The organism is Vibrio sp. Vb1554, assembly GCF_033344235.1.
This window is the reverse complement of sequence record NZ_JAWPOJ010000021.1, coordinates 1-23,069: the sequence shown is the minus strand read 5'-3', so window position 1 is coordinate 23,069 and position 23,069 is coordinate 1. Positions and strand designations below refer to the sequence as shown.

26 protein-coding genes are annotated in these 23,069 nt (G+C 45.7%); 16 read left to right on the top strand and 10 right to left on the bottom strand.

All coding sequences use genetic code 11. From position 1 onward, the window contains the following. The first annotated feature begins 23 nt into the window (after window positions 1–23). The 5 genes from merR (at window position 24) to merA (ending at window position 3,314) form a co-directional block, all read left to right on the top strand. Window positions 24–413 (top strand): Hg(II)-responsive transcriptional regulator, encoded by a 390-nt coding sequence (gene merR / locus R8N28_RS16850; RefSeq protein WP_028867973.1) that lies wholly within the window; start codon window positions 24–26, stop codon window positions 411–413. An 84-nt stretch (window positions 414–497) separates the two neighbouring features. After that, the gene (locus R8N28_RS16845) at window positions 498–845 is read left to right on the top strand and encodes a mercuric transporter MerT family protein (RefSeq protein WP_028867974.1); all 348 of its coding nucleotides are present in this window, start codon (window positions 498–500) and stop codon (window positions 843–845) included. Between the two features lie 59 nt (window positions 846–904). Further along, the gene (gene merP, locus R8N28_RS16840; protein WP_028867975.1) at window positions 905–1,180 is read left to right on the top strand and encodes a mercury resistance system periplasmic binding protein MerP; all 276 of its coding nucleotides are present in this window, start codon (window positions 905–907) and stop codon (window positions 1,178–1,180) included. 15 nt (window positions 1,181–1,195) lie between these two features. Further along, on the top strand, window positions 1,196–1,603 hold the full coding sequence (gene merC, locus R8N28_RS16835) for an organomercurial transporter MerC (protein ID WP_196575170.1): 408 nt from the start codon (window positions 1,196–1,198) through the stop codon (window positions 1,601–1,603). 37 nt (window positions 1,604–1,640) lie between these two features. Further along, window positions 1,641–3,314 carry a mercury(II) reductase gene (gene merA / locus R8N28_RS16830; protein ID WP_028867977.1) on the top strand — a complete coding sequence of 558 codons (1,674 nt, stop codon included), beginning with the start codon at window positions 1,641–1,643 and terminating at the stop codon, window positions 3,312–3,314. Between the two features lie 105 nt (window positions 3,315–3,419). On the opposite strand, the gene eexR is transcribed toward merA, so the two are convergent. Genes eexR through R8N28_RS16795 form a run of 7 tightly spaced genes read right to left on the bottom strand, consistent with a single transcriptional unit; the run spans window position 3,420 to window position 7,092 of the window. After that, entirely contained in the window at window positions 3,420–3,851 is a 432-nt protein-coding gene (eexR, locus tag R8N28_RS16825; protein ID WP_040132805.1) for an entry exclusion protein EexR, read from the bottom strand. Window positions 3,852–3,905: 54 nt separating this feature from the next. Next, window positions 3,906–4,439, bottom strand: a complete 534-nt coding sequence (locus R8N28_RS16820) for a FlhC family transcriptional regulator (RefSeq protein ID WP_000566752.1) — start codon at window positions 4,437–4,439, stop codon at window positions 3,906–3,908. Then, window positions 4,436–4,735 carry a flagellar transcriptional regulator FlhD gene (locus R8N28_RS16815; RefSeq protein WP_000210563.1) on the bottom strand — a complete coding sequence of 100 codons (300 nt, stop codon included), beginning with the start codon at window positions 4,733–4,735 and terminating at the stop codon, window positions 4,436–4,438. The genes R8N28_RS16820 and R8N28_RS16815 overlap by 4 nt, the downstream gene beginning before the upstream one ends. Continuing rightward, window positions 4,732–5,280 carry a lytic transglycosylase domain-containing protein gene (locus R8N28_RS16810; protein WP_040132806.1) on the bottom strand — a complete coding sequence of 183 codons (549 nt, stop codon included), beginning with the start codon at window positions 5,278–5,280 and terminating at the stop codon, window positions 4,732–4,734. Before R8N28_RS16810 ends, R8N28_RS16815 begins: the two co-directional genes overlap by 4 nt. Further along, a complete protein-coding gene (locus R8N28_RS16805; protein ID WP_007105460.1) occupies window positions 5,267–5,929 on the bottom strand; it encodes a DUF6475 domain-containing protein in 663 nt (220 codons plus the stop codon). The genes R8N28_RS16810 and R8N28_RS16805 overlap by 14 nt, the downstream gene beginning before the upstream one ends. Continuing rightward, on the bottom strand, window positions 5,916–6,785 hold the full coding sequence (locus R8N28_RS16800) for a hypothetical protein (RefSeq protein ID WP_040132807.1): 870 nt from the start codon (window positions 6,783–6,785) through the stop codon (window positions 5,916–5,918). Before R8N28_RS16800 ends, R8N28_RS16805 begins: the two co-directional genes overlap by 14 nt. 55 nt (window positions 6,786–6,840) lie before the next feature. After that, window positions 6,841–7,092, bottom strand: a complete 252-nt coding sequence (locus R8N28_RS16795; protein ID WP_024015942.1) for a helix-turn-helix domain-containing protein — start codon at window positions 7,090–7,092, stop codon at window positions 6,841–6,843. A 117-nt stretch (window positions 7,093–7,209) separates the two neighbouring features. Here R8N28_RS16795 and R8N28_RS16790 point away from each other — a divergent pair, with 117 nt between their 5' ends. The 5 genes from R8N28_RS16790 to R8N28_RS16770 all read left to right on the top strand — a co-directional run bounded on the left by R8N28_RS16790 (window position 7,210) and on the right by R8N28_RS16770 (window position 12,243). Further along, window positions 7,210–7,857 (top strand): LexA family protein, encoded by a 648-nt coding sequence (locus R8N28_RS16790; protein WP_000854920.1) that lies wholly within the window; start codon window positions 7,210–7,212, stop codon window positions 7,855–7,857. Between the two features lie 256 nt (window positions 7,858–8,113). Next, a complete protein-coding gene (gene prfC / locus R8N28_RS16785) occupies window positions 8,114–9,703 on the top strand; it encodes a peptide chain release factor 3 (protein ID WP_005391671.1) in 1,590 nt (529 codons plus the stop codon). 94 nt (window positions 9,704–9,797) lie between these two features. Continuing rightward, on the top strand, window positions 9,798–9,995 hold the full coding sequence (locus R8N28_RS16780) for a DUF5363 family protein (RefSeq protein ID WP_005380125.1): 198 nt from the start codon (window positions 9,798–9,800) through the stop codon (window positions 9,993–9,995). Then, on the top strand, window positions 9,982–10,755 hold the full coding sequence (locus tag R8N28_RS16775) for a TatD family hydrolase (RefSeq protein ID WP_005380129.1): 774 nt from the start codon (window positions 9,982–9,984) through the stop codon (window positions 10,753–10,755). Before R8N28_RS16780 ends, R8N28_RS16775 begins: the two co-directional genes overlap by 14 nt. 204 nt (window positions 10,756–10,959) lie before the next feature. Beyond that, the gene (locus R8N28_RS16770) at window positions 10,960–12,243 is read left to right on the top strand and encodes a NupC/NupG family nucleoside CNT transporter (RefSeq protein ID WP_005380131.1); all 1,284 of its coding nucleotides are present in this window, start codon (window positions 10,960–10,962) and stop codon (window positions 12,241–12,243) included. Window positions 12,244–12,601: 358 nt separating this feature from the next. Here the strand turns inward: R8N28_RS16770 and R8N28_RS16765 are convergent, their stop codons facing one another. Continuing rightward, entirely contained in the window at window positions 12,602–12,736 is a 135-nt protein-coding gene (locus tag R8N28_RS16765; RefSeq protein WP_005391675.1) for a hypothetical protein, read from the bottom strand. Window positions 12,737–12,826: 90 nt separating this feature from the next. Here R8N28_RS16765 and deoC point away from each other — a divergent pair, with 90 nt between their 5' ends. The 4 genes from deoC to deoD all read left to right on the top strand — a co-directional run bounded on the left by deoC (window position 12,827) and on the right by deoD (window position 17,181). Further along, the gene (gene deoC / locus R8N28_RS16760) at window positions 12,827–13,603 is read left to right on the top strand and encodes a deoxyribose-phosphate aldolase (RefSeq protein WP_005380133.1); all 777 of its coding nucleotides are present in this window, start codon (window positions 12,827–12,829) and stop codon (window positions 13,601–13,603) included. Between the two features lie 97 nt (window positions 13,604–13,700). Next, entirely contained in the window at window positions 13,701–15,029 is a 1,329-nt protein-coding gene (deoA, locus tag R8N28_RS16755) for a thymidine phosphorylase (protein ID WP_064376470.1), read from the top strand. Window positions 15,030–15,097: 68 nt separating this feature from the next. Continuing rightward, a complete protein-coding gene (locus R8N28_RS16750; protein ID WP_005386434.1) occupies window positions 15,098–16,318 on the top strand; it encodes a phosphopentomutase in 1,221 nt (406 codons plus the stop codon). A 143-nt stretch (window positions 16,319–16,461) separates the two neighbouring features. Further along, window positions 16,462–17,181 (top strand): purine-nucleoside phosphorylase, encoded by a 720-nt coding sequence (gene deoD, locus R8N28_RS16745; protein WP_005380140.1) that lies wholly within the window; start codon window positions 16,462–16,464, stop codon window positions 17,179–17,181. A gap of 95 nt (window positions 17,182–17,276) precedes the next feature. On the opposite strand, the gene R8N28_RS16740 is transcribed toward deoD, so the two are convergent. Then, the gene (locus R8N28_RS16740; protein ID WP_065274784.1) at window positions 17,277–17,882 is read right to left on the bottom strand and encodes a YtjB family periplasmic protein; all 606 of its coding nucleotides are present in this window, start codon (window positions 17,880–17,882) and stop codon (window positions 17,277–17,279) included. 91 nt (window positions 17,883–17,973) lie between these two features. Between R8N28_RS16740 and serB the strand changes: the two genes are divergently transcribed. Beyond that, the gene (gene serB / locus R8N28_RS16735; RefSeq protein ID WP_005386439.1) at window positions 17,974–18,954 is read left to right on the top strand and encodes a phosphoserine phosphatase; all 981 of its coding nucleotides are present in this window, start codon (window positions 17,974–17,976) and stop codon (window positions 18,952–18,954) included. A 63-nt stretch (window positions 18,955–19,017) separates the two neighbouring features. On the opposite strand, the gene R8N28_RS16730 is transcribed toward serB, so the two are convergent. Then, window positions 19,018–21,366 (bottom strand): PilZ domain-containing protein, encoded by a 2,349-nt coding sequence (locus R8N28_RS16730; protein WP_065274783.1) that lies wholly within the window; start codon window positions 21,364–21,366, stop codon window positions 19,018–19,020. A gap of 136 nt (window positions 21,367–21,502) precedes the next feature. Here R8N28_RS16730 and radA point away from each other — a divergent pair, with 136 nt between their 5' ends. Beyond that, window positions 21,503–22,882 (top strand): DNA repair protein RadA, encoded by a 1,380-nt coding sequence (gene radA, locus R8N28_RS16725; RefSeq protein WP_005386443.1) that lies wholly within the window; start codon window positions 21,503–21,505, stop codon window positions 22,880–22,882. Window positions 22,883–23,069 lie beyond the last annotated feature (187 nt).

The window sequence follows — 23,069 nt, the reverse complement described above, 5'->3', positions numbered from 1 at the left end:
TTAGATACGGAGAAATATATCACATGTACACAATTGGAAAATTAGCCGAACAAGCTAGTATCAATGTTGAGACTGTTCGTTATTACGAACGACGTGGTCTTATAGAAAAACCTGAAAAACCGCATCTAGGCTACCGACTTTATCCTTTGGCAACATTAAACCGAATAAAATTCATTAAACGTTCCCAAGATCTTGGGTTCACTTTGGAAGAAATCTCCAATTTACTCAGCCTTAATGACACTCCCTGTATAGAAGTGCAAGAAATGACTTTACACAAGCTTGCAAGTGTGAAAGCCAAAATAGCAGGTCTTCGCCGCTTAGAAACCGTTCTCACAGAATTATTGAATGAGTGTAATTCTAATACTAACCAATCCCACTGTCCCATTATTGATTCCCTACTTCCTGAAGATTAATAATGAGTCAAATTTTATCTTGACTCCGTAGTTGGGTACGGGGTTTAAGCTTGTTTTACTAAAGTACGATAAGTAGAGTGAGTTATGTCAAAAAGTAATCCCAACTTTCCAATCATCGGCGGTGTTATTGCCGCTATTGGCGCTGGTCTTTGCTGCGCTGGTCCTTTCGTCTTGTTGCTGCTAGGCGTGAGTGGCTCCTGGATTGGTAATTTAACCTTGTTAGAACCTTATCGTCCCATTTTTATCCTGCTGGTTTTAGCCTTATTTGGCTTCGCAGGCTGGAAGGTCTATCGCCCCGTCGAGGACTGTGAGCCAGGCACCGCCTGTGCAGTTCCTCAAGTGCGAAAACGTCGGCAGGTGATCTTTTGGTTAACGGCACTGACTGCGTTGGTTTTAGTCACCAGTAATTATTGGATTGTCTGGTTTGCCTGATGACGATTTCTAACCTTTTATTTTGATTAAATCTTTATGGCTTGCTCTTGGAGAAAATTATGAAAACACTCGCCCTAATGTCCCTGTTCGTACTGACCAGCCTGAACGCTTTAGCTGCCCCGAAAACAGTTACTTTGGAAGTCCCAACCATGAACTGTGTGACCTGTCCCTTTACCGTGGAAAAAGCCTTACAAAAAGTCGATGGCGTCAGTAAAGCCGAAGTGACCTTTAAGACCAAACTGGCGGTGGTCACCTTCGACGACGAAAAAACCACGGTAAAAGCACTGACCGAAGCCACCACTAACGCGGGTTATCCGTCAACGCTCAAGGAGTAAAGCATAGAAATGCTAATACGGTTACTGACCCGGTTCGGCGATAAGATTAGCTCATTGGGCGCGCTGGTTTCTGCTATGGGATGCGCCATGTGTTTCCCGGCCATTGCCAGTCTGGGCGCTGCGGTAGGACTGGGTTTTCTCAGCCAATGGGAAGGTCTGTTTGTTAGCACGCTATTACCCCTGTTTGCCTGGATTGCCTTGGTACTCAACGGACTTGGCTGGTTCAGCCACCGGCAATGGCACCGTAGTGCGCTGGGTGTGGCCGGCCCCATTTTATTGCTGTTATCGCTCTATCCGTTTTTCCAGTACGGCTGGAGCAGCTATGTCACCTATTCAGCATTAGGCCTGATGGTTGCCGTATCGCTTTGGGATATTTTTTCACCGGCGAATAAACGCTGTGATGATGACAGCTGTGCTGTTTAACACGACGCAATGCCTGACTACTATTTGAGGAAAACGAATGATCTTACTATCGATAGAAGGGATGACCTGTCCAAGTTGCGTCGCCCACGTTAAAGAAGCACTCGATGCGATCGAAGGCGTTAATAAGGTTGAAATATCTTATGAAAACGCCAGAGCAACGATCACCACGAACGGTGGGGTCAGCGTAACCGTTCTCATTGGAGCAATAGAAGCTCTCGGTTATATCGCAAAAGAATCCACTGGCACTGCAAAAGAAATTACTTCACCGAACGACTGCTGTGACAACGAAAATGCAAGCAACACTGAAAGCAACCAAACTCAACATGTGGCGATTATCGGTACGGGTTCCGGCGCTTTTGCCTGCGCTATTAAAGCCGCTGAAGGTGGTGCCAAGGTCACTCTTATTGAGGGAGCCGATGTGATTGGCGGCTGTTGCGTGAATGTCGGCTGCGTACCCTCAAAAATTCTAATCCGCGCCGCTCAATTGGCTCAGCAGCAACGCAATAATCCCTTTACCGGACTGGAAAATCATGCGCCCCAATTGAGTCGAGCCTTGTTGACTCAGCAGCAGACCGCTCGGGTCGAAGAGCTGCGCGCGGCAAAGTACCAGAATATTCTGGAGACAAATCCTGCGCTTAGTTTACTTAAAGGTTGGGCGCAATTTAAAAATGCCAACACCCTGATAGTCAGAAAAAATGATGGAACCGAGCAGGCAGTTCACGCCGATAAAATCCTGATCGCTACCGGCTCCACGCCAACCATTCCTCCTATTGATGGTTTAACTGAAACACCTTATTGGACCTCTACCGAAGCGCTGTTTGCTCAGGAATTGCCGCAGCACCTGGTCGTGATTGGTTCGTCGGTTGTAGCGCTGGAAATTGCCCAGGCTTATCGCCGTTTAGGCAGTGAAGTCACCATATTAGCAAGACATACATTGCTTTATCGGGAAGATCCCTTGCTCGGTGAAAAACTCACCGGATGTTTTGAAAAAGAAGGCATTCGAGTATTAAACAGTACGCAAGCTACCAAGGTGACCCACGATGGAAGCCAATTTACATTGGAAACTAACGCGGGCGATCTACGCTGCGATCGTTTGCTGGTAAGCACCGGGCGACACGCCAATACTTGCCAACTCAATCTGGGCGCGGTGGGTGTTACGACCAACAAAAAGGGCGAAATCGTTGTTAACGAACGCATGGAAACGAATGTTCCCGGTATTTACGCCGCCGGAGACTGCTGCAACATGCCGCAATTCGTCTATGTCGCCGCGGCCGCCGGTAGCCGTTCCGGCATCAACATGACGGGCGGATACGCCAAACTGGATCTATCCACCATGCCAGCAGTGATTTTTACCGATCCCCAGGTGGCAACTGTTGGGCTCACGGAAGAGCAAGCCAACGCACAAGACATTGAAACCGACAGTCGTGTATTGGAGATGGAGAACGTGCCGCGCGCACTGGCGAATTTCGAGACCGATGGTTTTATCAAATTGGTGACGGAAAAAGCCACTGGCCGCCTGATCGGGGCGCAGATTCTGGCGCATGAAGGTGGAGAACTGATCCAGAGTGCGGCGCTGGCGATCCGCAACCGTATGACGGTGACGGAATTAGCCGACCAGCTTTTCCCTTACCTGACTATGGTGGAGGGTTTGAAGCTCTGCGCCCAAACCTTTAACAAGGATGTCAAAGAACTGTCCTGTTGTGCTGGGTAACGAACTTGAGTTGATCCGTATTCATTGATGGAAATGGCATTTTTCATTCGTAGTACGAAAGTGCCAATCAATTTTTTGAGTATAAGTAAAAAAGCAGTCAATTTACTATGACCTTGTTTTTTTAGGGAGGATAGATGAGCGACCATCTGCAAATTCGTTTACCCAGTACCAATATTTTTTTTCGCTCAGGCTTAGTTCTCGACCGGTATCTTTCAGTTGTCTTTGAAATAAATGGATTAGTCCGCTTAAGCCTAAGAAGGCTAAACCGACACATAAAATTGTCCAACTCGCTTGCCAATATGCGATTGCTACAAGCATAGTGATGATGGCTATAAGTCCGATGGGATTACAGGTCGCTTTGAATCCCAAGTAGCTGAAAAAAACGACGGTGCAAATCAGAAATGGCAAAGCCGCTAACTTGGCAGATGCCGTTAATATTTCTGAGGGAAAAAAATGAGCCGCAGCCAAAGTCGCCAGAAAAAGCCCCAGTGATATAAACCAGCAGCGTGCTGGTAAAGATTTAAGTAATTTTATCATCTTAGTACTCTCAAAGTGCACGGGCGGTGCACAATCAAATCATGCATCAGCATGTTAGTTCTCAAAAAGTGCTCTAGTGGTTTGCTCGGCCATAATCTCACACACAGGACATTTAAGCTGAATGCGCTGTTGAGATACCGTCAAATACAGACTGCCGCATCGACACCGGTGTAAGGATGCAAGCTGTGATCTTAAATCACGAGCTAGAACCCAACCTTCATTGATGGTCAGTTTTTTCCAGGGGATCTCAGCTGGAAGATCTGCCTCTTCTCTTGCAACCAAGTACGCATCGTAAGCCTTCATCAAAGCATCGATATTTAATTTCTTGTAGACATTATCACCACCAATATTGACATAAAGCGCCATCAGCAGGGAGCCTTCAACTAGGGCTCTTCTGCTTTTAACGATGGCATCAGATTCTGGCAATTGACCAGGACAAGGTGACTTGCCAGTCACTTCTTTGTGCAGCCTTCTGATAATGTGGATTGGCAAACCTGTATCGAGCGCGATAATGGTCGTTCGAAATCCGTACTTAATAAGCAGCGAGGCTCGGGTAAACAGCTCACTTTTGGACAGGTTATCAATCATGCATCCCCCTTGTTGTTTAGGGTTGATAATAAATAAGCGATTCTTGGGATACCTGTACCTTTGCTCTTCACCATCTCAATCAGTTGGCTTTGGTTACCCCTTGGTTGAAACAGCATGAATGATGAGGTCGCCACTCGTTGCAGGTCGTCAACACCGGCATTAATCAGTGCATCCACCACGTCGCGTGTAAGTCCAAAGCGCAAGACCGCCTCTTGCGGATCAATGCGCGCCAATTCACGTGCTGCGTGTAGGTACGCCAAATTTAATTGATAGAAGTCTTGTTGATTGGTTGTCATTGACGGACCTCCAGTTCATGTAAAATATTGCGATAGATAGAAAGCACTCTTTGCCCATACCAGCGTGCACGATCTTCGTTCCAACTGTGATAGCGGCCTATGCCAAGCTCTAAATCATTTGGTGAAGACTTGATTGCTTCGGCCAAAATACTTGAGCCGACCGTAAGGTTGGTGATGGGGTCTAGCAGTTCCGCTGCTGAGCTCACCCGATGCCCATGCCAATGCAAATTGATTTGCATAAGGCCAATATCGAGCTGATATTTTTCAGTCTCTTGCAGTGCCTGGTTTAACAGTTGCTCTGCTTCTGTCTTAGATTTGGCGTAGGTTGCGTTTGAACCATTGCGAATTGCGTATGGCCATGGACTGGTCATGTTGAGACCACGATGTGAGGCCGACTCAGCCAAGGCAACGGCGTAGAGCATGACTGGATCAATACCAACGCTTTGTGCTGCTTTTTCCCACTGATAGCCCGGAAACGCATAGACTGAAGTGCTTGCGGACATGGCTATCACTAGGGCAATGGTTTTTGCTTTAATCGTTTTCATTTTTGTCCTCTAATTGATTTCCGAGAAGCGCCTGAATGGCTTTCGGGCTTATTCTTTTTAATGGCACTGCGCTAAAGTCGGCGATGCCTCTCGTATAAACTTGTGCCGCTTTTGACCAGTCGCCTACGGCAACAGGCGCTTGCATATCAAATCCTTTTTGCTGGTTCTGATGGTCTGCAATACCCTGTAATAGCCTTGGGTATTCACCCACTTCGTCCCGTAGCAAGTAAGCCTGGTAGCGTGTTAAAAACTCTTTTTGCTTAAAGGGGTATTCCCTGTCATCAACCTTGCAGAGTTCAACCCATCCACCCATGTCTGAAATCACGCGGTGGATAAGCGCATCGTCAAACATCACGGATGTCCAAGCGCCAACCTGACGAACAGCCTTGTCAACTTTGTTCCAAGCAACCATGGCTCTTGAACCTGAGTTGCCGTCGATATGCTTGATGACGTCAGCGGGCTTTGGAAAAAATTGCCCAGTATCCGGTGATTGAATATGCCGAGTCAGACCGATTCGCACTTCTTCAATGCTATAAGCACGAAGGGCTTCAAATGCGATGGATAGCAATTGTGGTGATACGCTTTTGCCATACATGGCCCAAGCTGCTCCCCAAACTTCAGCAAACTCGCGTTTATCAACCTCCTGCACTTGAACGAACCTCCCGAATACCTGGTCCGGCCCAGCTTTCAGCAATGCGGCGATTGCTTTCTTCAATATTCAATTGGTGATTGCTGCCCTTTAGGCTCGTCGATGATTGCTGTACTTCATCAATGCGAACGTACTCGTCTTCCCATTGCCGGTTTAAAAGCCAGTTATGTGGCATAGGGGTCTTAGTCCGATCTTGATACTGTAATCGGTTGTCTCGTTGCTCTTTCCAGCGTGTTAGCACTTCCAAGGCGAGTTCATGGTCTTCATTGAGGCCCATGCGTAGCCATTCTTCTTTGGCTTTCGCTTTTTTTTCTTTGCGTATTTGTACATCCCAGAAGTCTTCAAACTGTATGTGGTCAACAGTTTTAACTGTTGGTTTATTGCTTCTCTCAGAGTCATCCGACCGTTGAGAGTCCCTTACCGGGTTGCCATCAGGCATAAACAATGATGAAAATTCTTCTGGTAGCCGAGCTTGAAAAGCGGCAAGAGATTTCAAAAGCGATGCCATACCAATGAAGTCGGCAGGTACATCTTTAAGCAACCGAAAGGCTGCCTTACCTTGGTTTGGGTTTTCGATTGGGTTGTGCTTCAGAAAGCTTCGAATCAAAGTCCAACCAGATCCCTCGCAACGAATCAGGAACTGATCTTGTTCTAACTCACTTAACGTCTTGGCAACCTGTTGCTCATCCCAGTTCAAGTCAGAAGCAACGTAACCAATCGGCAGTCGAAAGCAGCCAAGCAAATTACAATGTGGGCATGTAAGCAAATACAGTCCTAGCAACTTCGCTGAGTCACTCCAGGACAAAACATTTTGCTTTAGCCAAAAGCGGGTATAGACCTTGCCATAATCACGCATGGAGGAACTCGCTTTTGTGTTTACGTAAAATGCTGACCATTATTTGCCCTTAATCCTACTGGTTACTGGCTTTCAGCTCGCTTGGGCATTCGGGATAGATGTCCGGTCTTAACTGAGATCGGGTTACCTGTCCTTGCGTAGCTTGTTCGATGGGTAAAACGAATTCAGCGGGAACACGCCCTGATTTATTCAACCAAAACCAGACGTTTTGCTGTTTTGAGTTGATGGCTCTTGCTAATGCTGATTGCCCGCCGACCAAGTCAATGGCACGGCGGAGATGTTTTTGTGTCGTTTTGAACACTTCCATACCGTCTCCTGTTACAATAATAACTGTTACAAGATTGAATGTTACAGTTTAAACTGTAGATAAGTCAACAGTTAAAATTGTTGAAAGACTACAGTTTTATTTGTAGAATGCGGGCTTATGAAAACTTTATCCGAACGACTAAACCATGCCTTGCAGCTTACTGGGGTAACTCAGTCTGAGTTGGCTCGTCGCATTGGTATCAAACAGCAGTCGATCAGCCAGATTTGCTCTGGTAAATCGGCTAGGTCTCGTTACACCATGCAGATCGCGGAGGCGCTTCGCGTGAATGCTCATTGGCTCGCCACAGGTGATGGCGAGATTGGCTTGGGGGTCGGTAATGTAGAAGTCGGGCCTGATATTAAGGGAAGAATTCCTCTCATTAACTGGGTTCAGGCCGGTGATTGGACTGAAATAGCGGAGGGATTTGCCCATGAAGATGCTGAGGAGTGGCGTGAAGTCACTGGGAAAGCACATGAGGGTTGTTTCGCACTTCGCGTAAAAGGCGACAGTATGGAAAATCCAAGCGGAAAAAAATCCATACCTGAGGGGGCAGTGATCGTTGTTGATCCTGAGTTACCTTACTCTTCAGGTTCATTGGTTGTTGCGCGTTTGGATGATTCGAAAGAAGCAACCTTTAAGCAGTTGGTTATTGATGGTGAACAGAAGTATCTAAAACCTTTGAACCCGCAATACCCTGCAATACCGATCAACGGCAACTGCACCATCATCGGTGTAGTACGACAAGCTATCATCGATTTCTGGTAGCGAAGGAATTTGTGGTTTAGCCACAGTTGTTCATTAGCTGAAGAAGCAACGATTGCAAACAGCTACAACTGAGCATTGGTGCACGCTGAGAGTAAATGGTAACCGATTAGATAACCATTGATTGTTTATAAAGTCAAGATCAGCGAAAATAGCGGCCAATTACGATTAACACGACGGATTTGACAAGCGAAGAACTGAAAAGAGAGTACTTCCAAAAGTGTGTACAAATCCGTGTACAAACTAAAAGAATTTATACATGGCAAACCAAGATTTTCTTAATGAAATCAATAAGCGAAGGACCTTTGCTATCATCTCTCACCCAGATGCGGGTAAAACCACCATTACTGAAAAAGTCCTTTTATTCGGAAACGCGATCCAAAAAGCAGGTACGGTTAAAGGTCGTGGTAACGCACAGCACGCAAAATCAGACTGGATGGAAATGGAAAAAGAACGTGGTATCTCGGTAACCACTTCTGTAATGCAGTTCCCTTACAATGACTGTCTGGTAAACCTACTTGATACGCCTGGACACGAAGACTTCTCGGAAGATACATACCGTACGTTAACGGCAGTAGACTCGTGTTTGATGGTTATTGATGCGGCGAAAGGTGTCGAGGATCGTACACGTAAGCTGATGGAAGTAACGCGTCTGCGTGACACGCCAATCGTAACCTTCATGAACAAACTTGACCGTGACGTTCGTGATCCAATGGAAGTATTGGACGAGGTAGAAAACGAGTTGGGCATGATGTGTGCGCCAATTACATGGCCAATCGGCTGTGGTAAAGAGTTTAAAGGTGTGTACCACATTCACCGTGATGAAACGATTTTATACGAATCAGGTCACGGTCATGAGATTCAAGAAGTTCGAATCATCAAAGGTCTCGATAACCCAGAGCTTGATGAAAAAGTTGGTGCAGGCCTTGCGGAAAGTGTTCGAGAAGAGCTTGAGCTTGTCATGGGTGCTTGCCCTGAGTTTGATTTGGAAATGTTCCTAACAGGTGACCTGACGCCAGTTTACTTCGGTACTGCATTAGGTAACTTTGGTGTGGATCATATGCTAGACGGTCTAACTGAATGGGCTCCAGCGCCGAAAACTCGTCAAGCGGTTGAACGTGAAGTTGAAGCGACTGAAGAGAAGTTCTCTGGTTTCGTATTTAAGATCCAAGCGAATATGGACCCAAAACACCGCGACCGTATCGCATTCATGCGTATTGTATCGGGCACTTACACGCAAGGTATGAAGATGAACCACGTTCGTCTTGGCAAGCAAGTGAGTATCTCTGATGCAGTAACCTTTATGGCTGGTGACCGTGCACGTGCAGAACACGCTTACGCCGGTGACATTATTGGTCTACACAACCACGGCACTATTCAGATTGGTGATACCTTTACGCAAGGTGAATCACTGAAGTTCTCTGGTATTCCGAACTTCGCTCCGGAACTATTCCGTCGTATTCGCCTGAAAGATCCATTAAAGCAGAAGCAGCTTCTCAAAGGTTTGGTTCAGCTATCAGAAGAAGGTGCGGTACAGGTATTCCGTCCTCTACAGAACAACGATCTGATCGTTGGTGCCGTTGGTGTACTTCAGTTCGATGTTGTTGTGGCTCGTTTGAAATCTGAGTATAACGTTGAAGCGATTTATGAAGGCATTAACGTTGCAACTGCTCGTTGGGTTGAGTGTGGTGATGCGAAGAAACTGGATGAGTTCCAACGCAAGAATCAAGCGAACTTAGCATTGGATGGTGGTGATAACCTAACGTATATCGCTCCAACAATGGTTAACTTAAACTTGGCGAAAGAGCGTTTCCCTGACGTTGATTTCCGTGCGACGCGTGAGCACTAATTTGCTCGGTTAGGGTAAGCCTTAACGCAAACTAGATTTTAAAACGCCCTTGGCTATAAACTTAGCCAAGGGCGTTTTTATATAAGGATAAGATATGAATTGGTTTAAACGTGGGCTAAAGCGTTACGACAACTGGTGTAAAGAGATGGGGCTAACTCCCGATCAGAAACGCAGTTGTGTCCCATATCGAAAAGACCCAGCCCATCAAACTGAAGAGAAGAGTGAAGCCCAACCATCCTCTGATTTTCTGCCCGCAGATACAGATAAAAAGCGTCAAGATGAAGCTCTTTGATACGCACTGCCACTTTGATTTTGATGTGTTTCAAGATGACTTTGCACATCAACTTGAGCTTGCTCAAACGCAAGGCGTCGCAAGAATTTTGATTCCTTCCGTCGGTCCGCAAAACTGGGCTCGTATTCAAACTTTGGCAGAGCAACATGCCAATTTGTATTATGCGCTCGGCTTTCATCCGTATTTTCTTGAAGATAACGTTGAGCAGCACCTTACAGAGCTAGAAGGCTATCTAAATCAAAAAGGGCAGCAGTGCGTGGCAATAGGAGAGTGTGGTTTAGATTTTGCCATTGATGTTGATCCACAGTTGCAAGAAAAGATACTTGAAGTTCAATTTGAGCTGGCTAGACGCTTCGAGCTCCCAGTTATTTTACATAGCCGAAAAGCGCACAATCGCCTCATTCAAATGGTGAAAGCGGCGAATCTCCCTAGAGGTGGTGTGCTACACGCTTTTTCTGGGAGTTATCAGCAAGCCATGGAGTGGGTCAAATTAGGTTTTTTTATCGGTGTAGGAGGAACGATTACCTACCCAAGAGCCAAGAAAACACGCGACGCAATTCAAAAATTACCACTCGAAAACCTAGTAATCGAAACAGACGCACCAGATATGCCTATACTTGGATATCAAGGGGAGTCAAATCACCCAGCCAAACTCATTCACGTCTTTAATGAGCTCGTAGAGTTGCATAACGGCCGAAAGCAATCGATTGCCTCTCAACTGTGGAAAAATAGCAATTTTGCTTTCTCGATATGTGAATAAAATCTAAAGATGTGGTTTGAAATCGAAAACGTTTTCCTGCTTATTGTGAATTAACTCACAAAGCTGGTTGAATCAATCATGAATCTTATAGGAAAGTGTGAGGCTGGCATTACTTTAATTGATTCTGCATGAGTATAATTGCCCCCGCTTTATAGCTCCATTTTGTAACACGCCAATAAATAACTTATAAGGAAGTCATAAACTATGAGCCTGTTTATGAGCCTAATCGGTATGGTAGTGCTTCTTGCGATTGCAGTGGCATTTTCTAACAACCGAAAAGCTATCAACTTTAGAACTGTGGGTGGCGCATTCGCTATCCAATTCGCATTAGGTGCATTTGTTCTGTATGTACCTTGGGGCCGTGATCTACTAAACGGTTTCTCTTCAGGTGTTTCTAACGTTATCAACTACGGTAACGATGGTTCATCATTCCTGTTCGGTGGTCTTGTTTCTGACAAGATGTTCGAAGTATTCGGCGGCGGCGGTTTCATCTTCGCATTCCGTGTTCTTCCTACACTGATCTTCTTCTCTGCACTGATTTCAGTTCTTTACTACATTGGCGTTATGCAATGGGTTATCAAGATTCTTGGTGGCGCACTACAAAAAGCGCTAGGCACTTCTCGTGCGGAATCAATGTCAGCGGCAGCTAACATTTTCGTAGGTCAAACTGAGGCACCTCTAGTTGTTCGCCCATTCGTTCCAAAAATGACTCAATCAGAGCTATTCGCGGTAATGTGTGGTGGTCTAGCTTCTGTTGCTGGTGGTGTACTAGCTGGTTACGCATCTATGGGTGTTCCACTAGAGTACCTAGTTGCGGCATCATTCATGGCAGCACCAGGTGGTCTACTGTTCGCTAAAATCCTTCACCCAGAGACTGACCAGCCTCACGAAAGTATCGAAGAAGCGATGGACGGCGGTGACGACAAACCAGTTAACGTAATCGACGCAGCTGCGGGCGGTGCGGCTTCTGGTCTACAACTTGCGCTTAACGTAGGTGCAATGCTAATCGCATTCGTTGGTCTAATCGCGCTAATCAACGGTATGCTAGGTGGCATCGGTGGTTGGTTCGGCATGCCAGAACTAACGCTAGAGCTAATCCTAGGTTACGCGTTCTCTCCACTAGCATTCCTAATCGGTGTTCCATGGGCAGAAGCTGTAACAGCTGGTTCATTCATCGGTCAGAAAATCGTAGTGAACGAATTCGTTGCTTACTTGAACTTCACACCATATCTAGGTGAAAACGCTCAAGTAATCGCGGCAACTGGTGAAGTAATGTCTGAGAAGACAACAGCTATCATCTCATTCGCACTATGTGGTTTCGCGAACCTTTCTTCTATCGCGATTCTACTTGGTGGTCTAGGTAGCCTTGCACCAAACCGTCGTAGTGACATCGCTCGCATGGGTGTTAAAGCAGTTCTTGCAGGTACGTTGTCTAACCTTATGGCAGCGACAATTGCAGGCTTCTGCTTAAGCCTTGCAGCACTATAATTAGAATCGGTTCTTAATATATAGACGCCGTTTTACATCATGCCCTGTAGCAAGAGATTGCTGCGGGGCATTTTTCGTTTTTCGGGCTCCAAAATTTCATCGGGTGTTTGCCTTAGTCGAGGTATTACGCAGTCAATGGAATAGGGGCTAGGAAATTTTGAGATACAAACCGTTTGCGCTCTATTTGGTGCTACAGTTTTGCGGTGAAACTCTATAATGTATTAATCACAGGATAGTGGTTAAGCTTGATTCTTAATCACGTAATGAATATTACATAATCGATGGGCAAATGAATTGCCCTGCAATATCAGATCTAATAGGCGTTTTGCTTTGTGATGTGATATTAAAGACACCGCAATCATAGATTGTTGTGCCATAGGCCAAACTGGTACTGTGCGGTGACAAGGATAGCAATTGGCATATGATAAATTTTCGCTGTATATGCCGAGTCTTCAGGGAACCAAGTCCGTTCATTAATAGACTGTTTAGCCATTTACTCACATTGTCTCGACTTGTTGATTATAGTTAAAGACGTGATGTAAGGCTGAGTAGTGAATTTTTTGAATATTGATCGGAGATAGAAATGAGCGATTTAAAAGCAGCAGCGCTACGTGCACTTAAACTTATGGACCTAACTACGTTGAATGACGATGACACTGATGCAAAAGTGATCTCACTATGTCATGACGCGAAAACAGCAGTAGGCAACACAGCTGCAATTTGTATTTACCCTCGCTTTATTCCTATTGCTAAGAAGACACTTCGTGAGCAAGGTACGCCAGAGGTTCGTATTGCAACAGTAACGAACTTCCCACATGGTAACGACGACATTGAAATCGCAGTTGCTGAAACAAAAGCGGCGGTTGCTTACGGTGCAGACGAAGTTGACGTAGTTTTTCCTTACCGCGCGCTAATGGCGGGTGATGAGAAAGTAGGCTTCGAACTAGTTAAGCAATGTAAAGAAGCTTGTGGTGACATTCTTCTTAAAGTGATCATCGAAACAGGTGAACTAAAAGAAGAAGCACTAATCAAGAAAGCATCTCAAATCTGTATTGAAGCAGGTGCTGACTTCATTAAAACTTCAACTGGTAAAGTGCCAGTAAACGCAACACCAGAATACGCTCGCATGATGCTTGAAGTTATTCGCGACATGGGTGTTGCAGAAACTGTTGGTTTCAAACCAGCAGGTGGTGTGCGCACTGCTGAAGACGCAGCAGCATACCTAGCAATGGCTGACGAAATCCTAGGTGACAACTGGGTTGATGCTCGTCACTACCGTTTTGGTGCGTCTAGCCTGCTAACCAACCTACTAAATACATTAGAAGTATCGGACGACGTCGCTGATCCAACAGCGTACTAATTCCAATAATACGTCTGAACGGTAGCACCTAAACGGGTGCTACCAAACCTCTTCTATCCTACTACAACCATGGCTCAAAAGAGCTTGGGAGGCACTAATGTATTTACCACAAGAAATCATTCGTAAAAAACGTGACGGTGAAGTACTTACCGCAGACGAAATCAACTTCTTTATTCAAGGCGTAGCGAACAACACGGTATCTGAAGGTCAGATTGCGGCGTTTGCTATGACGATTTTCTTTAATGAAATGACCATGGATGAGCGCATCGCCTTAACGTGTGCAATGCGTGATTCGGGCATGGTTATCGACTGGAGCCACATGAACTTCGGTGGTCCAATTGTCGACAAACACTCAACCGGTGGTGTGGGTGACGTAACTTCTTTAATGCTTGGCCCAATGGTGGCAGCGTGTGGCGGTTTCGTACCTATGATCTCTGGCCGCGGTCTTGGTCATACAGGCGGTACGCTGGATAAACTTGAATCTATCCCTGGTTACAACATTACGCCGAGCAACGATGTTTTTGGTCAAGTAACCAAAGACGCTGGTGTGGCGATCATCGGTCAAACTGGTGACCTTGCTCCTGCGGATAAGCGTGTTTACGCTACTCGTGATATTACCGCAACGGTAGACAATATCTCCCTGATTACGGCGTCGATCCTTTCTAAGAAACTGGCGGCGGGTCTGGAATCGCTAGTGATGGACGTAAAAGTGGGTTCAGGTGCATTTATGCCAACTTACGAAGCGTCTGAAGAGCTAGCAAAATCAATCGTTGCGGTAGCAAACGGTGCTGGCACTAAGACTACGGCAATTCTTACGGACATGAACCAAGTATTGGCGTCTTCAGCGGGTAACGCAGTAGAAGTTCGTGAAGCGGTTCGTTTCTTAACAGGTGAATACCGTAACCCTCGTCTACTTGAAGTGACCATGGCTTCATGTGCTGAAATGTTAGTACTTGGCAAGCTTGCTGAGAACACAGAAGACGCACGCGCAAAACTGATGGAAGTGCTGGATAACGGCAAAGCGGCTGAGTGCTTCGGCAAGATGGTTGCTGGCTTAGGCGGCCCTGCGGACTTCGTAGAAAACTACAACAACTACTTAGAAAAAGCAGAAATCATCAAGCCAGTTTACGCAACAGAAACGGGCATTGTCTCTGCAATGGATACACGTGCTATCGGCATGGCAGTGGTTGCTATGGGTGGTGGTCGTCGAGTTGCTACTGATGAAATCGACTACGCAGTTGGTTTCGACGAGTTCATCCGCCTAGGTGAGGTCGCAGACAGTGATAAACCTCTTGCGGTCATCCACGCTCGCACTGAAGAGCAATGGGAAGAAGCGGCAAAAGCACTGCGCAGTGCAATCAAAGTAGGTGGTGAATATACACCAACTCCAGAGGTTTACCGCCAAATTCGTGCAGAAGATATCTAATAGAACAAGCAATTACACAAGGCCTACTCAACCATAATAAAAAGCCGAGTGGGCCTAAGGAACGAGCAATGAAAAGAGCATTTATTTTAGTACTAGACTCATTCGGTATCGGTGCAACTGCCGACGCTAAAGAATTTGGTGATGTAGGTTCAGACACACTAGGTCACATCGCTGACCAATGTGAAAAAGGCTTAGCAGATAACGACAATCGCCAAGGTGCACTTCGCCTTCCAAATCTATCGAAACTTGGTTTGGCAATGGCGCATAAAGAATCGACAGGTCGCTTCGCACCTGGACTAGACGCAGACGCTGAAATCATTGGTGCATACGGTCATGCAGCAGAGCTTTCTTCAGGTAAAGACACGCCGTCTGGTCACTGGGAAATCGCAGGTGTTCCTGTTCTGTTTGACTGGGGTTACTTCACTGACAAAGCAAACAGCTTCCCGAAAGAATTGACTGACCGCATTCTTGAGCGTGCAGGTCTTGACGGTTTCCTGGGTAACTGCCACGCATCTGGTACTCAAGTTCTTGACGATCTTGGTGAAGAGCACATGAAGACTGGCAAACCAATCTTCTACACGTCTGCTGACTCTGTATTCCAAATCGCATGTCACGAAGAGACTTTCGGTCTAGACCGTCTACTAGAGCTTTGCCAAATCGCACGTGAAGAGCTAGAAGATTACAACATTGGTCGTGTTATCGCGCGTCCATTTGTTGGTGCTGGTAAAGGTCAATTTGAGCGTACCGGTAACCGTCGTGACCTTTCTGTTGAGCCACCATCAGCAACGGTTCTACAGAAACTTGTTGAAGAGAAGCAAGGCAACGTGGTTTCTATTGGTAAGATTGCTGATATCTACGCAAACTGCGGCATCACTAAGAAAGTGAAAGCGACAGGTATCCCTGCATTGTTCGAAGCAACGCTAGAGCAAATCAAAGAAGCGGGCGACAACACGATCGTATTCACTAACTTTGTAGACTTCGACTCAGCTTACGGTCACCGTCGTGACGTAGCGGGTTACGCAGCGGCACTTGAGTACTTCGATGGTCGTATCAACGAAGTGCTAGAGATTATGGAAGAAGACGATGTGCTTATCCTAACGGCAGACCACGGCTGTGACCCAACATGGCCAGGCACTGACCATACTCGTGAGCACATCCCAGTATTGGTTTATGGTCAAAAAGTACCAGCTGGTTCTCTTGGCCGCCGCGAAACATTCGCAGATATCGGTCAAACATTGGCAAGTTACTTCGGTACTTCTCCAATGGATTACGGTAAGAACTTCCTATAATTAGTTAGGTTTTTGAAAACTAGGAGCTTGATTGCTCCTAGTTTTATGTTTGCAGTATGTAAATGCTGCTTGTCGGAAATGAGAATACTCTGGCTTATATCGCCTTAAGCGCGGAGCGCTAGAGAAAGGTTAAGGAAAAGAAAATGGCAACTCCACATATCAATGCTGAAATGGGTGCATTTGCAGACGTCGTACTGATGCCTGGCGATCCACTACGTGCAAAATACATCGCAGAGACTTTCCTTGAAGATGTCGTTCAAGTGTGTGACGTTCGTAATATGTTTGGTTACACAGGCACATACAAAGGCCGTAAGATCTCGGTAATGGGCCACGGTATGGGTATCCCATCATGCTCGATTTACGCAACTGAACTAATCAAAGACTTCGGCGTGAAGAAAATCATCCGTGTTGGCAGCTGTGGCGCAGTGAATGAAGACATCAAAGTGCGTGATGTTGTGATCGGCATGGGTGCATGTACTGACTCTAAAGTGAACCGTATCCGCTTTAAAGGTCATGACTTCGCGGCAATCGCAGACTACAACATGGTTCGTGCGGCAGAAGACGCTGCAAAAGCTCGCGGTATTGACGTTAAAGTTGGTAACCTATTCTCAGCAGAGCTTTTCTACACGCCAGATCCAGAAATGTTCGATGTAATGGACAAGTACGGCATTGTTGGTGTTGAAATGGAAGCGGCTGGTATTTACGGTGTTGCGGCAGAATACGGTGCAAAAGCTCTGACAATCTGTACGGTTTCTGATCATATCAAGACTGGCGAACAGACTACATCTGACGAGCGTCAAACGACATTCAACGACATGATGCTAATCGCACTAGATTCAGTATTGCTTGGTGACGAAGAGTAAGCGACGAAGAGTCATTCTATTTTTCGCTCTCAAGAGCTAAAAAAACAGCCCGCACATTGCGGGCTGTTTTTATATGAGTTGTTAGCGCTACCTAGTTACTTGGTTAGCAGCAGGTTTAGCGCTTTTTTACGACGTATCGGTTGTCGACGTAAAATCAAGATGAACAACATACCACAGACAAAGCTCATTAAGACCATCATGTACATATAACGATCGCTCTTGCGATAGTGGTGGTCTGAAATTGCCGTCACCCGGCCCGTCTCAAAGGTCACGCGAACAAAACCGATAAGCGCACCATCTGCAAAAACTGGTTCAACCAACTGCTGGCGACCAATGGAAGCTGTTGCCAAAGGCGTATCCAGGCCAAGAACTTCGCGTACCGATAATGCCTCTTCACTAGACGCTAAACGTACACCCTGTGCATCGTAGATTGTTGCATCAAACACTAAACGGTCTTGTGCTAGCTGGTTTGTTAGCTGAAGTAATCGTTCTTGATCTTTAGTTAAAATCATCTCACTGGCAGAAAGAGACGCCTGTGAAATCAAAACTTTGGTGAGTGTTTCAAGCTGTTGTGCTTGAATTTTCTCATTACCCTTACTGATCACAACACTGTTTTTTATTGTGATAAACAACATCACACACAGCAGGATTAGTGCCAGAATTCTTAGGGCATTCCTTACTGAGAACAAAGATTCACTCATGCTCTTTACTCATCCATTTAAAATAAAACAAAGACTTGCCTTTTTAGTTTGTTGAGGTAACGTTTTAGCAAAGTCATAAGGGATTATATACATGGACGCGTCAAAAAGCTTGCCTATCAGAAAACATACGACACTTTTAAAACGATTACCCGAGACTCGATTTGCCTCCCAATTAGATAAAGCAAAAGCAAACTGGATCGTATTTGCTGAGTACCTTTCGCCAAGTCACTTCGAAGACATTGATTTCTTCACCGGCTTTTACAACCCGATACTAGAAACGTGGAAAGTTGGCCAATATGAAGTAGCCCTGATGGCCGGAGAGTTGACTCCTCAACATGAAACGATCTTACAAAGTCTCAACCTAGATTACGCCTCGCTTAATGAAGTGCCCGATCTATCAACCCAAGGGTTGATTGTATTTGATATGGATTCAACGGCGATCCAGATAGAGTGTATTGATGAAATCGCGAAACTGGCAGGAGTAGGGGATGAGGTAGCGGAAGTCACTGAACGTGCCATGCAAGGTGAGCTGGATTTTGAGCAAAGTTTACGTCAGCGAGTTGGTAAGCTCAAAGGTGCCGATGAATCAATTCTTGAACAAGTTCGTTCCCAGTTACCATTCATGCCGGACTTTGAAGCGCTAATTGCGACGTTGAAAGCCTTGGGCTGGAAAACAGCGATTGCTTCCGGTGGTTTTACTTACTTCTCTGATTACATCAAAGATAAAGTCGACCTAGATTTTGCTCGCTCCAATCAATTAGAAATTATTGACGGCAAACTCACGGGTAACGTACTTGGTGATGTGGTAACGGCGCAGATGAAGTCAGACATTCTAGTGGAATTGGCGGATGAATATGAAATTGAGCAGCACAACACGGTTGCTGTCGGTGATGGCGCTAATGATCTTGTGATGATGTCGGTGGCAGGATTAGGGATTGCGTATCACGCAAAACCAAAAGTGGAAGCTCAAGCGCAATCTGCGATTCGCTTTGCTGGGTTGGGCGGTGTGCTCTGTATTTTATCTGGCGCATTGGTGAAGCAGCAAAAGGTCAGCTGGAAAGCTAAACCTTAACCACCCATTCAAAAACACCGCCAGAAAGGCGGTGTTTTTTTTCAATTTGGTATGACTTTGAATTTACTCGGTTAACTCCAATCTAATTACAACCTCTTCAGTAATGTCTTCAAATTCACTGTAACCAACGAGCGCTGTCAACTCTTTTTCTAACTTGCTTGCTTGATGTACACCAAATTGGGTTAAGTCACTTAAATCTTGTTGCAGTAATGATGTCATCGGATCGAAAATTGGCGCAGTAGAAAGGCGAAGCACGTAAAAGTCACCCATCATTCGCGCTTTCTTTATAAATTGAATCCGCTCTTTTACGCTGTTGAACTCTTGATGAAGCTTTGACTCAATACCTGTAATTTTATTGCCTACTTTTGCGGCGCTTATGTAGATATCCTGATGTCTGGCTTGAGCACCTTCTACACGTTTTATTGGCTCTGCGATTAATGTGCTTGTCCGGCCTTTAAAGATAGGTTCAAGTGACAACAGTTGGTCATGCCCAAGACGGGCAAAAAGCTCAATGTGTTTAGGTAGCGGCAAGTTCACCCCGATAACGGGGGTTTTTATTGAAGATGACGTACTCTTACTGATAAAAATGGGCGTGCTCAGCGTACGCGAGAGCAACATGCAGTGCAGCCTTTCAAGTAGAGCATTACTTGGTAGCGTCTCTTTTTGCGGGATTAGCTTGTCTTGATTGTGCTCGATAATACTGTTGAAAAAAGCGATTACCTTCATGGTTTGGCTGCTTTCATCAATAACTAGCTGCACGCTACAACCATCTGGGCTTACACGAATTACTCGATATGGCACCGACATTAACGGCAATTTTTTATCGTAGAGTTGTAATTCTCGAAAGTTGATTCTTACCTCTTGCCCAGAACGTAACATCGTGGGCTCACTTAGCCTAATTCCGAGTCCTCGTTTGGAAAGGTCAACAGTACAGCCGCCTGTTTTAGTTTGTCCTGAGTACAACTCTAAAGGTGTTTTAAAACGATAACGAGGCTCTTTACGACGAGACTTTGCATCAAAATAAATGCCCTTTGGATTGCCGATAACTCTTCTCGGATGACGAAACGCGTTTAACGTATTAGCGGGTAAGCGCGGCTTTTCAGTTAGCAGGTAATCCTGCCCTGATTTTTCGTCAGCAATTTCTTGCAAAATACCAATATGAGTCAGTGATTGAGACGTTTCTGCCAACTCTGGAGAGAATGCTGCTAGGTCTTCCTGTTCTTGCTCTGATAGTTCAAAGATTGAAATTCTAAAGGCGCGCCAACTCTCTCGTTTGCCACCTAAATGCCAAAATAGCTGGCGCTGTTCGCGAGTTGCTTCTGGGCGAAACATCGAATAGAAATAGGTTCGATTCTCGTGCTCGTGAGTAAATGAATAAAGGACATTGGTTGTTCCTTTAACACCAGGCTTAATGAGTGACGCGATGCGTTGCTCGTTGAATAAGGAACCAAACATTTGCTGGTTTCTCTCATCGTGCCAGTATTGCCAAAGCTTTTGATTGTTTGGCGTTAACATTGCTAATTTTAGGTCACTACCATCAAAGAATAGAGGCAAGCTGCTGGTGTGCTTTAGTGCGATGTGCTCATAACCGCGAGTTCGAGCTCGAATAATCTTGTCTTGATTGTCGTGACGAGCCCTTTTAGCAGCACTGTTGAGCGCTTCATCTATCACTTTGGTGACGACATTGGTATCAGTTAAGCGTATGGTTCTGAGGTATCGAACTGAGTCATTTTCGTAACAGTCATCAACCGCGAGTATGCGGTATGCAAGCGGTTTCTCTATACCTGCAACGTTAGATTTGCTGGCAAATTCAGTAAACGTGACCTGAATAATTTCCCCAAGGTTATATTTAAATGCGCTAGGGACTTTGAACTTTGCGCCAGAGCTAGATAAATCAATGCTTAATCCATGAAGAAGCTGTCCTTTAGAACGGCAAATTTCAACTTGAGATTGGACTTTCAAGCGTTTTTCTTGGCGCTTTAAATCGTAGCCTAGGTGAACGGGTTCTGCTAAGAACGGGCTTTTAGGATCCGTTAACGATTGCGTTTTTTGCTGAGTAAGGCGCTTGCTCATTACGCGAAAGTTATTTCGCGTGTTGACCAATGCTTCCCACATTCCTTCCGTGTAGCAGCCAAACTTTTTGATGTTTTTATGGTAAGCGTTGAAAGCAACATCATCCAACCAATGTGGAATACCATCCAAAATATACTCGCGACATTCGCCTTGAACGCGACCTCGCAAATCAATGCTTTTTTTGCATGGAGCCATTAAGCGGTTAAGTTCCATTTTAACCAAAATTTTGGCCGAAGGCGGCTCTTCCTCGGTCAGTTGGCCAAGGACAAAGTCAAAGTCATTCGTACCGTAAACGGGAATGAGTCGTTCTGCGAGCGAGAGAATTTCAGATTGCTGCATTATTTCTGTTAGAGTATGTCGTTACTTTAAATTGTATCGGCTAAGCGAAGTAATACTTAAGTATATCAATAGTTCATTTCAGTTCAGGTCTGACTTGGCTGTGCTTAGTCACATTTGTAGAAAAAATTGAGGCATCATGGCGAAAGCAAAACGAGCGTATGTTTGTAATGATTGTGGCGCGGACTTTCCCCGTTGGCAGGGGCAGTGTAACGCATGTGGTGCATGGAATACGATAACAGAAGTACGTATCGCTGCATCGCCAACCGTTGCTCGCAATGAACGCTTAAGCGGCTACGCTGGTTCCGCAACAGAAGCTACGGTTCAAACGCTATCCGAAATTGATCTGCAAGAAGTACCTCGCTTCACCAGTGGGTTTAAAGAGCTTGACCGTGTGTTGGGTGGTGGGGTTGTGCCAGGTGCCGCAATTTTGATTGGTGGTAACCCTGGTGCAGGTAAATCAACACTTCTGTTGCAAACCATGTGTAGTTTATCTGCGCAAATGCCAACGCTTTACGTAACCGGTGAAGAGTCGTTACAGCAGGTGGCAATGCGTGCTTCCCGATTGGGCTTGCCGAAAGATCATTTAAAAATGCTATCGGAAACGAACGTCGACAAAATTTGCCAAATCGCCGAAAAAGAGCAGCCTCGTATAATGGTAATAGACTCGATTCAGGTGATGCACGTTTCTGATGTTCAATCGTCGCCTGGCAGTGTTGCTCAGGTACGTGAATCTGCGACGGCTCTGACACGATACGCAAAACAGAATAATGTTGCGGTATTTATTGTTGGTCACGTAACAAAAGATGGTACCCTTGCGGGCCCCAAAGTTCTTGAACACATTATCGACTGTTCGGTACTACTCGATGGTGGAACGGATAGCCGATTCCGCACTTTGCGTAGTCATAAAAACCGTTTTGGCGCTGTGAATGAGCTTGGTGTCTTTGCAATGACAGGCCAAGGATTGAAAGAAGTGAGTAACCCATCAGCGATCTTCCTTTCTCGTGGTGAAGAAGAAACATCAGGCTCTTCCGTCATGGTTGTTTGGGAAGGCACGCGCCCTCTACTAGTAGAGATTCAAGCGCTGGTGGATTACTCGCAGTTAGCCAACCCTCGTCGTGTTGCGGTCGGCTTGGAGCAGAACCGCCTATCACTTTTGCTCGCTGTGTTGCATAAGCATGGTGGCTTACAAATGGCAGACCAAGATGTCTTTGTTAATGTGGTTGGCGGTGTTAAGGTGACGGAGACAAGCGCTGATCTTGCTTTAGTTATGGCGCTTTTATCGAGTTTTCGTGACCGTCCACTCCCTAAAGATGTGGTGATTTTTGGTGAGGTAGGGCTTGCGGGCGAAATCCGTCCAGTGCCAAGTGGGCAAGAGCGTTTGAATGAAGCGTTCAAACATGGTTTCAAGAAAGCCATCGTGCCAGCAGCCAACATGCCGAAAGGTGGCATCCCTGGCATGCAAATTCACGGCGTTAAGAAATTGTCGGAAGCGATAGAGGCTTTTGACGAGCTGTAATGCTCATAAGAATGGTATTTGTGCAATCACAAACTGTTCTATCCGTCCTCAATAAAATGCGAATAAAGTACATAAATTGCTGTGTTTGACTATGCTTTGGGGACGGAAATTTCACGTTAAAATTTTTTTTCTTCCATCCGCACGCAAGGGTATCAGTATTGACAGAATGTGATATACTCTGCGCGCA

What these genes read in the sequence shown, in the direction of transcription:
- merP (WP_028867975.1), top strand. Translation starts at nt 905, where the DNA reads ATGAAAACACTCGCCCTAATGTCCCTGTTCGTACTGACCAGCCTGAAC.
- R8N28_RS16740 (WP_065274784.1), bottom strand. Translation starts at nt 17,882, where the DNA reads ATGAGTGAATCTTTGTTCTCAGTAAGGAATGCCCTAAGAATTCTGGCA.
- eexR (WP_040132805.1), bottom strand. Translation starts at nt 3,851, where the DNA reads ATGATAAAATTACTTAAATCTTTACCAGCACGCTGCTGGTTTATATCA.
- R8N28_RS16800 (WP_040132807.1), bottom strand. Translation starts at nt 6,785, where the DNA reads ATGCGTGATTATGGCAAGGTCTATACCCGCTTTTGGCTAAAGCAAAAT.
- deoA (WP_064376470.1), top strand. Translation starts at nt 13,701, where the DNA reads ATGTATTTACCACAAGAAATCATTCGTAAAAAACGTGACGGTGAAGTA.
- prfC (WP_005391671.1), top strand. Translation starts at nt 8,114, where the DNA reads ATGGCAAACCAAGATTTTCTTAATGAAATCAATAAGCGAAGGACCTTT.
- deoD (WP_005380140.1), top strand. Translation starts at nt 16,462, where the DNA reads ATGGCAACTCCACATATCAATGCTGAAATGGGTGCATTTGCAGACGTC.
- R8N28_RS16845 (WP_028867974.1), top strand. Translation starts at nt 498, where the DNA reads ATGTCAAAAAGTAATCCCAACTTTCCAATCATCGGCGGTGTTATTGCC.
- deoC (WP_005380133.1), top strand. Translation starts at nt 12,827, where the DNA reads ATGAGCGATTTAAAAGCAGCAGCGCTACGTGCACTTAAACTTATGGAC.
- R8N28_RS16795 (WP_024015942.1), bottom strand. Translation starts at nt 7,092, where the DNA reads ATGGAAGTGTTCAAAACGACACAAAAACATCTCCGCCGTGCCATTGAC.
- merR (WP_028867973.1), top strand. Translation starts at nt 24, where the DNA reads ATGTACACAATTGGAAAATTAGCCGAACAAGCTAGTATCAATGTTGAG.
- R8N28_RS16750 (WP_005386434.1), top strand. Translation starts at nt 15,098, where the DNA reads ATGAAAAGAGCATTTATTTTAGTACTAGACTCATTCGGTATCGGTGCA.
- R8N28_RS16765 (WP_005391675.1), bottom strand. Translation starts at nt 12,736, where the DNA reads ATGGCTAAACAGTCTATTAATGAACGGACTTGGTTCCCTGAAGACTCG.
- radA (WP_005386443.1), top strand. Translation starts at nt 21,503, where the DNA reads ATGGCGAAAGCAAAACGAGCGTATGTTTGTAATGATTGTGGCGCGGAC.
- serB (WP_005386439.1), top strand. Translation starts at nt 17,974, where the DNA reads ATGGACGCGTCAAAAAGCTTGCCTATCAGAAAACATACGACACTTTTA.
- R8N28_RS16775 (WP_005380129.1), top strand. Translation starts at nt 9,982, where the DNA reads ATGAAGCTCTTTGATACGCACTGCCACTTTGATTTTGATGTGTTTCAA.
- R8N28_RS16820 (WP_000566752.1), bottom strand. Translation starts at nt 4,439, where the DNA reads ATGATTGATAACCTGTCCAAAAGTGAGCTGTTTACCCGAGCCTCGCTG.
- R8N28_RS16770 (WP_005380131.1), top strand. Translation starts at nt 10,960, where the DNA reads ATGAGCCTGTTTATGAGCCTAATCGGTATGGTAGTGCTTCTTGCGATT.
- R8N28_RS16810 (WP_040132806.1), bottom strand. Translation starts at nt 5,280, where the DNA reads ATGAAAACGATTAAAGCAAAAACCATTGCCCTAGTGATAGCCATGTCC.
- R8N28_RS16790 (WP_000854920.1), top strand. Translation starts at nt 7,210, where the DNA reads ATGAAAACTTTATCCGAACGACTAAACCATGCCTTGCAGCTTACTGGG.
- R8N28_RS16780 (WP_005380125.1), top strand. Translation starts at nt 9,798, where the DNA reads ATGAATTGGTTTAAACGTGGGCTAAAGCGTTACGACAACTGGTGTAAA.
- R8N28_RS16815 (WP_000210563.1), bottom strand. Translation starts at nt 4,735, where the DNA reads ATGACAACCAATCAACAAGACTTCTATCAATTAAATTTGGCGTACCTA.
- R8N28_RS16730 (WP_065274783.1), bottom strand. Translation starts at nt 21,366, where the DNA reads ATGCAGCAATCTGAAATTCTCTCGCTCGCAGAACGACTCATTCCCGTT.
- merA (WP_028867977.1), top strand. Translation starts at nt 1,641, where the DNA reads ATGATCTTACTATCGATAGAAGGGATGACCTGTCCAAGTTGCGTCGCC.